The sequence below is a fragment of the Phascolarctobacterium succinatutens CAG:287 genome (assembly GCF_000434895.1).
GTDB classification, from domain to species: Bacteria; Bacillota; Negativicutes; order Acidaminococcales; family Acidaminococcaceae; genus Phascolarctobacterium_A; species Phascolarctobacterium_A succinatutens_A.
Map to the genome: position 1 here is coordinate 1 of NZ_FR892794.1, position 11627 is coordinate 11627.

Consider the following 11627-nt stretch of genomic DNA (forward strand, 5'->3'; position numbering starts at 1 on the left):
TTATTAACGGTGAGTGTACTGCCATTCTCGCTGTACAAGCCATAAGCATTGCCATTGTTAGCCTCAGCCTTAACATTAACCTTTGCGTTGATTACAGCATTCGGTTTTACACTCTTATTATCGGAGTTAATTTCGATAGCGCGTACACCGCCAAATTCTTGATTGTTAACTGCAGTTACGTTCAATTCTCCTGCATTGATAGTAAGAGCGCCATCAATATTATGCTTAATAGCATTGACTTTGCCTGATACACTGCCTTCAGTAGACAGATTCAGCTTATTGTTTTCGGCATTGATCAGCGTAGCTTTACTCAAGCTGATAGCAATTGCACCTTTAGCCATGGTAATGCTGGCATCCTTAGCGAATTTGTAGCTGCCATCTGTCTGGATAACTCCAGCCTTTACATATTCAGCATCACTGCTAGCACTACCTGTCAAGGTAGTAGTAAATGCCATATCCGCTTCTTCAGGAGTACCGTAAAAGCCTTTGCCTTCTTCATTAAAGGAGATTTTTTCTGTTCTCAGCGCTGTGGAAGAAGCTGTCAGGCCATCGGCAATCTTCACAACGCCAACCAGATTTTTCTCACCAGTTGCAAAGTTACTGTAGGTCAGCTTACCTGCCAATGCATTTAATACATTAGCAACGCTACCATCATTGCTCATGGTGATACCGACATTATCGGTAATCAGACTAACCTCAGAACCTGCTGCAGCACTCTTGATAATGGTATCTCCAGCCTTATAGTTTTCTGCTGCTTCGCCATTACCTTCATGTGCGTAGTAAATATTGGTATTTCCACTATAATTTACAATAGTCAGGTTATTGCTATCATTTTGGAAAATATGGCCTGCATTTGCTGCATCCTTGCCACCATGCAGTGTTGCCAGCGTGCTGCCTGCCCATACAGGATTTTTAGCCGCTATGGTCGTAGTTGTTACATGCGATTGCTGCTCATTGGTCCAGGTTGCACCGTTTTGCAGATACAGGTTGAACTGGCCAATGTCATGCGCAGTATTACCGCCGCTGCCATAGTCATCATTATACTGGTCATAAGCTGCAACGCCCTTCCAGAAAGAATCCTTATCGGTCAATGCAACGTTGAGAATGCCTGCGTCCTTCCAATCAATCAGCTCACCGCCGCTGTATTCCACAACCTTCTTGCCATATTGGCCGGTTGCATACATATCACCGGTAATCTTGGTAGTCGTATTGCCTGCTGCGCCGTCCTTCATGTTGATATCCAGCGTGCCTTTATCTACGCGGACTGCATAGAAATTATGCGATTTATCGCTGTCTTCGGCTGCAGTAATAGTGCCGCCGCCAACAGATACCTTGGTATTAGCGCCCACCAGCTTGATACCGCTGCCGCGTACACCGGAAATATCTACAGGACCGCTGACAGTTACAGTGGAGCTGTCACCGGTTACCAGAATACCGGAAGCACTCATGCCTTTGCCACGTTCTCTAAGACCTTTGACATTGCTGATTGTCAGCGAGCCATCAATATTAATCTCGCTCTGCTGGCCCTGGATATTGATGCCGGTTGCAGCATCACCCTTAGTGGTAATATCAGTAATTTCTACCGGGCCGGAAATATTCAGGTGCGCATTGCCTAGGGCGTAAATGCCATGAGAGCCTTTGGTATCCGTATTGGTTGCTCTAATTGAAAGCTTTTGGTCAGCAGACGGGTTAATAACCTTGATGTAGGTATTAGCGCCTGCGTAAATAGCCGCTGCCTGTCCGCCAGTTTGTGCAACATTCAAAGCCAGACCTTTACCGGACATATTTATAGTCATCGGTTTAGACGGAGATGTTTCCTCACCTGCATAAATTGCGCTGGCAAATTTATTATTACCGGCATTCGATTCAGTTACATTAATATGTGCAACACCCTTATCGTCTACCTCGCGATTCAGGCTGATATTTTCCGATTTAGTGATAGCGCCTGTCTTGTAATCGGGCTTATCTTCTTCCGGAGTATAGTCATAGAAGCCCTGGCCTGCTTTTTTCGTTCCATTGCTTCCGTCAGAGAAAGTGATATCGCCGGAGGCTTTTACAATAGCACTTACACTAGACGCTGTCAGACCATCGGCAATCTTAACTACGCCGGCAAGATTTGCATCCTTGTAACCTGTGTAGAACAGCTTATTGGCCAGCTTATTCAGCACTTCCTTAACATTATTCTTTTCTGTTGCAGTATCACTAGCTTCAAAGCCGGCATTAATGCCTTGGCTATCGGTTACCAAAGTAATCTTCGAGCCGTCAGCTGCTGTCTTGACAGTGAAGTCACCCCCGGTGATGTTCTGCGGATTATCAGCATCATGGCCGTAAACAACAGTTGTGTCACCGCTATAATCATATACGGTAATACCCTTGTCGGAATTCTGGTAGATTACACCGGAACCATCCAGCTTAGAAACATTGCTGCCGGCAAAAGTTGTCTTAAGCGTATCTACCGAACGACCGGTTTCATGATTCCATACAGAGCCCTCTGCCATTGTCAGATTAAACTGTCCGGCCGGGGCATTATATGTACTGCCTGGAATATTGCTTACTGCGCCTGTCCATTGAGAGCTCTTGGTCATGTTGACATTGATAACAGAAGCTTTATTGTCAGTTACCTTCATGTCACCGGTAACGTCCAGAATTCCGGCAGTAATGCCTTCACCTGTATTCAGGTTAATGGTACCCTTGTTGGCCTGCAAAGCATAATATTGGCTATAATCCGTACCGTTAGACATATCCGCAGCTTTAATAGTTGCACCTGCAGTAGATACAGTTGAAGTATTCAATGCACGGATTGCACTGCCCAATACGTTTTCAATATTAAGGTTGCCCTTAACAGTTATATTAATAGGCGCATCTGCACTTGAAGAACTGTCTGCATAAATACCGGCAGTGTTCGGTCCAACCTTGTTGCCGGTCTGAACATTCTTGATGCTCAAGTCTTTTTCGAATACAACATTGCCTTTGGTACTTACATATACACCATAAGCACGCTGAGTAGAACCGGATTTTACTCCTTCTATCTCAACATCGGTATTTGCAGTAAGGTTGCCGCCCTCGCCTACGCGAATGCCATAGACATACTTAGCCTTAGTATCAGCATTGCCATCAGCACCAAGTCCGGCAGAAACCTTCAGCACACCATTGCCCTTGGAATCCTTAATCTCCATGCTCTTGTTTTCATCAACGTAAACCGTAGACACATAATTAGCAGTTTGATTGTTGGCATTGAGCTTCAAGGTGTGGCCCTGTAAATCAACAACAAGCGGCCCTTCTGCCTCGCCTGCTGCATACATAGCACTGGGAGCATTACCGGACACCCCATCCTGAGCTTCGGTAACATTAACGGAAACTACTCCGTTGATATCGCTTTCGCGTGTTTCACCGATGTTTTCGGATTTTACAATCGGTCCGGTTGCATAGGTCTTATCGTCCTTCTCAGGAGTATAGTCATAGAATCCCTGGCCACCCTCGGCAAAGGTAATGTTGCCGGTCTTCATAGTTACAGAGGAAGCTGTCAGGCCTTCGGCAATGGATACGCTGCCTGTAAGGTTGCTGTCGCCTGCCATATACCACAGCTTGTGTGCCAGGGAGTTCAATACTTCACTGACATGATTTTTCTCTGCAGCGGTATCACCTTCTGCAAAGCCCTTGGTAATACCGTTGTTGCCGGTATAAAGCATCATCTCGGTGCCGGTCTTAGCATTAAGAACCTTAACATCACCGCCGATAATAGTACCCGGTGCAGCATCATCATGCTCATACCATACCTTGGTGACGCCTTCGGCATTGGCAATATGAATAGGATCATTATCGTTTACTCTGATGATGCCGGCAGATGCGCTGTCTTTACCGCCAACAAGGCGGCTCAGATGAGACATACCATCATAGTTGCCGTAGCTCGGCTGGCTGTATTGCGGCATATGGCTGTAATCCAGACCATCCTTACGGGAAGCATTTTCATAAATCCATTGTGCACCATTCTGCAGCCACAGATTTACTTCACCGGAGTGGTCAGCATAAACTGGAGTAGCATCCGGATCATACTTATAGCTGTTTTTATCATTAGGATTTGTCTGTACCAGGCTCTTGGTCATATTGGCATTGTCAATAATGCCCTTCCAGGAGGAATCCGCTGTAGTCAAAGCAAGATTAATACGGCTGTCCTGATAAACATCAGAGGTATGTGTATATTCAGAGCGCTTCATGGCCATAATGTTGCCGACAATTTCAACCTTGCCCTTTTGCGCTTCCATATTCTTTACATTAACATTAATTGTGCCGCCGTAGCATGCCAGAGAATAGTAAGGCTCGATGAATTCACCAAAGCCTTCGACAGAATTTTTTTCTCTGTACGGAGTAATGATACGGGTAGAATCGCCTACCAGAGAAACGGTAGCCAGGTCATACTGATGTACACCTTCGGCGGCATTATATGCACCTACATTGACAGCAGTACCGCGTACAGCAACGTCTACGTCACCATTAACAGTAATATTGCCACGTGTATAGCCAACGCTGAAAGCACTGGGCTGCCAGCGTGCGCCGGTATAATTGGCGTCATAGCCATTATCCATGGTAACTGCACCGCCAGGACCTACATTACCATGCACATTTTTGGTAATAATGCCCCAGGGATTGGAAGGATCATCCTTGCGCATTTTAACGTTACCGTTAATAACCAGATCAGCACCGTTAGCAACGGCAACACCCACAGAGGCATAGTCAGAGGTGGCAGTAATATCCAGATTACTGTTGACAGTAATCTTACCTCCGCTAGCTATAAAACCATTCACACCAGCATAGGGATTCCACTGGTTGTTGGATTGATAAATGTGAAGCGTACCTTTGCTACCATCTGCGCCTACGTTATTAAAGATGTAGCTGTATTTGTCACCCTGAGAGGCTGTAATACCATCATCATTCTCTACCGTAAACGTGTGGTCCTGACCTTGGAAATCATAGGTAATAGTGTTAGTAGCTTTGTCGAGCTTTACCGTATTGCCATCGTCTCCGAAGATATCAAGATCATCATCGACAACACCAGTAAGCGGATCAGTATATTCTGCAGCAAAAACCGGCGCTATGAGAAAGCTCGATGCACTGGCCGCCAGAAGAATACCTGAAACAAGCGACTTCCATTTTTTACTTTTGAGTTTCGTTTTCATAACTTCAACTCCTTTGTGTATAAAACACTCATCAAAATAAATATAAAAACAAAAAAACTGCGCAAAAAGACAATTTATACAGCAAATGCCTCACAGAACATCGCTATACAAATCCATCTCTTCTCGCAGAATTTTTCTAATTGAAAATAATCAGTCTATTGCATTGCTATTTTGCAATTCGGTCGTAACTGATTATTGCTAGCACATATCTATATATTAGGTAAAGGCAACTTATAAACAAGCAGTTGCTGACCTAGGGGGTGTTATACAAATATCGCTAATTAGTATTTCTTTCCTATTTAATTCTAGCATATCGAAAATTTAATTGCAAGTAAACCGATATATTATTCCTTGTTTTTTTATTTTTTATATTATTATCACTTTTAGCAGAAGAAATTATTTGCGGTCATATGTAAACAAAAAAAAACACCGACGTCCGCAACCTTCCGGGTTACAGCGTCGGCATTTTCATTTACGCCTTACAACGATTTTATTTTGCTTTCTTCAGGAATTTTTCATACATTGCATGGTCTTCAGCCATCATCTTATCAGCATCGGCACCGATAATGCAGGTCGGGTCGATACCCTGTTTCATGAAATAATCCTTGAATTCCTTGGATTCGCAAACCTTTTTAGCAGCAGCGCGCAGAGCTTCCAGCTTTTCTTTCGGAGTATCCTTAGGAGCAACCAGTGCTGCCCAAGCGCGAACGGTCATATTGTGGCCCAGCTCTTTGAAGGTCGGAACATCAGGATAGATTACGCTGCGGGTGTCAGCCATAACAGCAAGAATCTTCAGGTTGCCTGCATCTACCTGGCTCTTGAATACAGACGGGTCAGCCAGAGTTGCATCGATGTGCTTGCCTGCCAGAGCTGCAGCAATATCAGCGGATCCTTTCGGATACGGTACGTGCTTGAACTGTACGCCGAATTCTTCTTCAAAGGAAAGTGCGGCAATATGCCAGATAGCGCCGATACCGGAGTTACCCATCTTCACCTTGCCGGGGTTTGCCTTAGCGAAGGCTACGAATTCGTCTACACTGTTATAAGGAGCATCCTTCGGCACAATCAAAGCTGCCGGAGCTGCAATCGGAGCGCAGATAGCTGCGTAATCCTTATAGGTGTTTTTGCATTTGCCCTGATGCGGGAACATAGCCAGCTCAACAGTAACCATGCCCAGAGTATGGCCGTCGGGTTTAGCGTTAGCCAGCTCTACCATGCCGGTTACACCGCCGCCATCGGGTTTGTTTACGGGGACAAATTTGCTGCCCTTCAGCTCTTTTTCCATGAACTGAATCAGGCCTCTGGCAGAGATATCGGTACCGCCGCCCGGAGCCTTAGGAATAATTACGGAAATATCTCCGTCTGCAGGATAAGCTGCTTTTTTGCTGTCGCCGCCGCAGCCGGTAAGCATAACAGCCATGGTCAGCATAGCCATCAGCACAACTAAAATTTTCTTCATTGTCTTACATCTCCTTATATTTTAAATTTAAAGGGTAACAAGTTCATCCGCGCTCAATTTTACACAAGCAATGTTGCAACGTTTATAGGTGTAAGTGATAATAATATTTTCCCCTTCAGCAAGAATCGCCGGATAGGAAAATTCCGCAGGCTCTGTTTCCAGGTCAAACAGCTTTTGCCAGCTCGCACCATCATTTGTAGATTGGAACAGACTTAAGGGAGAACGTTGACCCCAGTTGGCAGCCACAGGATTGCACACCAAATAGAGCACGCCAGCGGCAGTACGCACCAAGTCAAGACCGCTGTTATTGTTCGGCAGGCTCAGAGCGTAGGCACTGCACCAGGTTTCGCCGTCATCCGCAGAATCGCTGCGATAAACAAAGCCCTCGCTGCTACGCAGCAGCATATGCACACTGCCGTCCGCACTCTGCCACAGGCTAGGCTGAATCACGCCGCGTCCGTAAAAGGACTGCTGGCTGACGGCAATATTACTGTCGGCAGTCTTTTCGCCTGCCTGATACTGCAATCCCTCAATCTGCACTACAGCGGATTTATGCCAGCTTGTGCCGTCATCGTCACTGATATCTGCAAAGGCCTTCCAGATACCGTGTTCGGTAGAAGCACCGGCAAGAATACGTCCGCTCGCCAAGCGCAACGGCTTGTTACGCACCGGTCCGCGTCCGCCGCTCACATCGCCGGTCACCAGCTCCTGCGGTCCGCTCCAGGTTTCGCCGTTATCCTCAGACTGCAGCAGCCACGTCTGCCAATCGGCAATCTGCTGGCCCTGCTTGTAAAACAGCAGGATTCTGCCGTCCGCGCCCGCAAAAAGCACCGGATTCCAGTTCGCCGCCGCCCCGTTCACCAGCAGCTTTGGCTCACTCCAGCCTGCTTCCGTGCGCCTGCTGGAGTAGATACCCACGTCGCTTTCGCCCTCATGCGTACCGCCGAACCAGCAGCACAGCAGGCTGCCGTCAGGAAGCGCCAATACTGTTGAAGCATGACAGAAGGCCGTCGGCAAACAGCGCATAATCAATTCCTTTTGCATTATATCAATCACATCCAAAAAGTCGCATAATTCTATAACATAAGTATTGTAACACATATGCTAAAGAGCGTAAACTATTTTCTTCACATTTCTGACAAAATTTGCTGTTGCGCGGGCAACTGCCCTCCGCAACAGTGTTAATTATTTTTAACACTGTTGCAAATTTCATCAATAGTATTAATTTGTTTTAACACTATAAGCGATTTTCTTGTTAGTGTTAATTATTTTTAATACTATTGCACGAGGTATTCCTCTTTAAAACCAAAACGCAGGCACAAAAAAAGCCCGTCCTTGCGGACGGACTTTTCAGCATAAACCAGATTATTTACGGATACCCAGTTTAGCAATGATTGCACGATAGCGCTCGATGTCTTTAGCAGCCAGGTAATTCAGCAGGCCACGACGTTTACCTACCAGTTTCAGCAGGCCACGACGGGAATGATGATCTTTTTTGTGCTCTTTCAGATGCTCGGTCAAATATTTGATGCGTTCGGTCAGAACTGCGATTTGTACCTCAGAAGAACCGGTGTCACCTTCATGACGTGCGTTTGCCAGAATTACTGCTTGTTTAGCTTCGCTAGTTAACATTGTTTGTTTCCTCCTAAAAATTCAAATTGCCATAAGCGTAGCAGCCGTTGGAGAATCGAACTGCCAGGCCTTGGTTCAAATACTATGATAGTATACCATATCTTGCCACCAGATAGCAAGTATTTTGTAAAGTTTTTTATAAAAACAGCTTTGATTTACCGCAATGCCGCTTCACAGTCATGCTTATCCTGCGCCAGCTGCTGCTTGAGCTGCTCAATGCCGGCAAATTTTACTTCACCGCGGATGCGCTGCACAAACTGCACCGTGAGCTGTTTGCCATAAAGGTCACCGGTAAAATCAAAGATATTCGTTTCCAGACGCGGTTTGGAAACATCGCCAAAGGTCGGATTATAGCCTATATTCGCCATACCATGATAGCTTGCGCCATTCACCAGTACGCGTACAGCATAGACACCGCCCAGAGGCACTGCCACATTAGCATCCTCCAGCTCAATATTGGCCGTAGGATAACCCAGTAGTCTGCCACGCTCGTTGCCGTGCGCTACGGTGCCACTGATGCTGTAGCTGCGCCCCAGCATAGCAGCTGCCTCTGCTACCTCACCGGCAGCAATCAGCTGACGGATAGCAGTGCTGCTGATCACAGTTGCACCCTCGCTTACCAGCTCGCGCACAACCAGCTCAAAGCCCATGGCCTTGGCGGAAGCAGCCAGCGTATAGACAGTCCCCTGTCCACGGCAGCCGTAGGTGAAGTTGGCACCGACTACCAGACAGCTGTAATCAAGCTGCTGCAAGCGCTGCAAAAACTCCTGCGGCGAAAGGTCCGCAACCTGCTGATTAAAGGGGATATCCACCAGCACATCCACGCCAAGCTGCTGCAAAAGCTCCTGCTTTTGCGCGCCGGTTATCAGCGCCGGCGGCACCATGCCCGGACGAATCCATTCAAAGGGATGGTTGCTGAAGGTAAATACCGCCAGCTGCGAATTACATTCATGCGCCTTTGCCTTAGCAGTTTCAATTACATCAAGATGACCGCGATGCAGGCCGTCAAAGGTACCCAATGCAACCACACAGGGAGCGGAAAATTTATGCAATTGTTCTAAAGAAGTAATAATCTCCATGCTTATTCCTCTGGCATCGGGTAATGCTCTAAGATTTTTTCTGCCTGCAGACGCTCCTGCTCACAGCGGACGATGCCTAAGAATTCATCCCCCGGCCCCAGCAGTACGTATCTGCCGTCGGCAGTCTGCGCCACTGTAGTGCGCACACCGTTAGTAATGCGCGCCGCCTGACGGGCGTTCACCTTGAGCTTGGGCAGCTCGGCAACAGCAGTCAGCGGCTCTGCGGCACAGGCTTCGGGATTCTCCGCGATTTCCTGCAGCGTGCAGGCCCTGTCAATCGTGTAGGCTCCCACCTGTGTACGCAACAAAAAGCTCATCGTACCGCAGGTTCCCAGCGCTGTCGCCAGGTCTTCGCCCAGTACGCGGATATAGGTGCCCTTTGAGCAGGCCACGCGCACGGTAAAGCTCGTTGCCGTATAATGCAAAAGCTCCAGCTTATAGACCTCAATCGGACGTGCGGTGCGTTCCACCTCTACGCCCTGACGAGCCAGCTGATACAGCTTTTTGCCGTTGATTTTGATGGCCGAATACATCGGCGGCAGCTGCAGCTGCTTACCCGTAAAACGTGCAAGTACAGCTTCCAGCTCTGCCTTTCCGAACGCAGGCACAATCATTGTTTTGACAATCTCACCGCTGTCATCGCCGGTAACTGTCTGAGCACCCAGCGTAAATTCGGCAATATATTCCTTGCGGCCCTCCACAGCAAATTCCAGCAGACGAGTTGCACTGCCCGCAAAAACAGGAAGAACTCCTGCCGCGTCAGGGTCAAGAGTTCCCCCATGTCCTATTTTCTTTGTGTTAAGCACGCGCCGCAAAAAGCCGATAACATCGTGCGATGTCATCTGTGGTGGTTTTAATACATTAAAAATTGCGTCCATATTAAACCAATTTGCCCAATGCCTCCAGCAGCTGAGTGCGAGCCTCCTCTACCGGTGCATAAATCGTACAGCCTGCTGCCCGCAGATGACCGCCGCCGCCGAAGGCTACAGCCACAGCGGATACGTCAACGCTCTTGGAGCGCATGCTCACGCGCGTTACCGCCGACTCTACGGCCTTGAACATAATAGCTACGTCAACGCCCTCAATATAGCGCGGGTAGGACACAAAGCTGTCGGTCTGGACATCCTTGTCATATAAATCGTTGGTAATTGTGAGATAAGCAATTTTTCCTTCATAAGCGAAGGTCAGCGAAGGCAGTACCTTGGCCAGCAGCTCTACCGTATCACGGGAGCGCACGTCCAGTGCATCGCTGATTTCGTTAGGCTGCACGCCGTATTCCAGCAGCTTGGCAGCATCACGCATAGTTTTCGGCGTAGTGTTGGCATAGCGGAACGAGCCGCAGTCTGTGCTGATTGCTGTGTAAAAGCAGGTAGCAATTTCCTTATCAAAGGGCCATTGCATAGCCATGAACAGATCACACATTACCTCGCCTACGGCTGCTGCCTTAGCATCCAGATAGAGATAATCGGCAAAGCGTTCGTTGGAAATATGGTGGTCGATGTTCAGCAGCGTTTTGGCTTCCACAACCTCGGACACCAGACCAACGCGGTCAAAGGAGCTGGCATCAACTACTACCAGCAAATCCGTCTGCAGCTTACTGCCCTCTACCGGGCGTTCACACAATTCTATACCGGGAATAAAGCCAAAGCTTTTGTTGATAATATCATCACAGAAAACAGTAACCTGCTTGCCCTGCGCCAGCAAAAAGCGTGCCAGTCCCAAAGTGGAGCCCAGGGTGTCACCATCCGGGCTTACATGGGTGCACAGCACAATTTTTTCTGCCGTCAGCAGCATAGCGCCTGTTTCCTGCAGACTAAGCTCCTTACTCATGCTCTGCTTCCTCGGCTGCAGGCTTTTCTTCCTGCTTAATCTTATCTAAAATGCTCTGAATATGCGCACTGTATTCTGCGGAGGTATCCTTCTGCAGAATCAGGGTTGGTGCAAAGCGCAGGCGGATGCGTTTGGCAATTTCCGTACGCATAAAGCCTAATGCCTTGTTCAGAGCCTTCCAGGTTTCATCCTGTTTATCCTTGGGACCATACATGCTGATGAAAATCTTGGCATAGCTCATGTCATCTGTCAGCTCCACGCCGGTTACGGTAACAAACTGAATGCGCGGATCCTTGACATCATGCAGCAGCATTTTGCTGATTTCATGCTTGATGGCCTCCTGTACTTTTTCTACTCTAAGTCTTGCCATTTTCTTTTCCTCTATAATATAGATACAGACTGACGTACAGGCAGCAGCTGCGGGGAATGCGGCGTATACGGCCGGCATTCCTG

At 47.7% G+C, this 11627-nt stretch carries 7 protein-coding genes and 1 pseudogene; all 8 read right to left on the reverse strand.

Annotated features, from left to right (window positions below; genetic code table 11):
- Positions 1–5174, reverse strand: a pseudogene (locus tag BN587_RS05875) (hypothetical protein); the annotation flags it as partial.
- Between the two features lie 490 nt (positions 5175–5664).
- Positions 5665–6633: a tripartite tricarboxylate transporter substrate binding protein gene (locus BN587_RS05880; protein WP_021720217.1), complete on the reverse strand. Its 969-nt coding sequence runs from the start codon at positions 6631–6633 to the stop codon at positions 5665–5667.
- Between the two features lie 27 nt (positions 6634–6660).
- Positions 6661–7677, reverse strand: coding sequence for a sialidase family protein (locus BN587_RS05885; protein ID WP_044484393.1), 1017 nt, complete (start codon positions 7675–7677; stop codon positions 6661–6663).
- A gap of 321 nt (positions 7678–7998) precedes the next feature.
- Entirely contained in the window at positions 7999–8265 is a 267-nt protein-coding gene (gene rpsO / locus BN587_RS05890) for a 30S ribosomal protein S15 (RefSeq protein WP_021720219.1), read from the reverse strand.
- A 155-nt stretch (positions 8266–8420) separates the two neighbouring features.
- Positions 8421–9344 carry a bifunctional riboflavin kinase/FAD synthetase gene (locus BN587_RS05895; RefSeq protein ID WP_021720220.1) on the reverse strand — a complete coding sequence of 308 codons (924 nt, stop codon included), beginning with the start codon at positions 9342–9344 and terminating at the stop codon, positions 8421–8423.
- Positions 9345–9346: 2 nt separating this feature from the next.
- Positions 9347–10222, reverse strand: coding sequence for a tRNA pseudouridine(55) synthase TruB (truB, locus tag BN587_RS05900; RefSeq protein ID WP_044484394.1), 876 nt, complete (start codon positions 10220–10222; stop codon positions 9347–9349).
- A gap of 1 nt (position 10223) precedes the next feature.
- The gene (locus tag BN587_RS05905; protein ID WP_021720222.1) at positions 10224–11174 is read right to left on the reverse strand and encodes a DHH family phosphoesterase; all 951 of its coding nucleotides are present in this window, start codon (positions 11172–11174) and stop codon (positions 10224–10226) included.
- On the reverse strand, positions 11167–11544 hold the full coding sequence (rbfA, locus tag BN587_RS05910) for a 30S ribosome-binding factor RbfA (RefSeq protein ID WP_021720223.1): 378 nt from the start codon (positions 11542–11544) through the stop codon (positions 11167–11169). Before rbfA ends, BN587_RS05905 begins: the two co-directional genes overlap by 8 nt.
- Between the last annotated feature and the right edge of the window lie 83 nt (positions 11545–11627).

What these genes read in the sequence shown, in the direction of transcription:
- BN587_RS05880 (WP_021720217.1), bottom strand. Translation starts at nt 6,633, where the DNA reads ATGAAGAAAATTTTAGTTGTGCTGATGGCTATGCTGACCATGGCTGTT.
- rbfA (WP_021720223.1), bottom strand. Translation starts at nt 11,544, where the DNA reads ATGGCAAGACTTAGAGTAGAAAAAGTACAGGAGGCCATCAAGCATGAA.
- BN587_RS05885 (WP_044484393.1), bottom strand. Translation starts at nt 7,677, where the DNA reads ATGCAAAAGGAATTGATTATGCGCTGTTTGCCGACGGCCTTCTGTCAT.
- truB (WP_044484394.1), bottom strand. Translation starts at nt 10,222, where the DNA reads ATGGACGCAATTTTTAATGTATTAAAACCACCACAGATGACATCGCAC.
- BN587_RS05895 (WP_021720220.1), bottom strand. Translation starts at nt 9,344, where the DNA reads ATGGAGATTATTACTTCTTTAGAACAATTGCATAAATTTTCCGCTCCC.
- BN587_RS05905 (WP_021720222.1), bottom strand. Translation starts at nt 11,174, where the DNA reads ATGAGTAAGGAGCTTAGTCTGCAGGAAACAGGCGCTATGCTGCTGACG.
- rpsO (WP_021720219.1), bottom strand. Translation starts at nt 8,265, where the DNA reads ATGTTAACTAGCGAAGCTAAACAAGCAGTAATTCTGGCAAACGCACGT.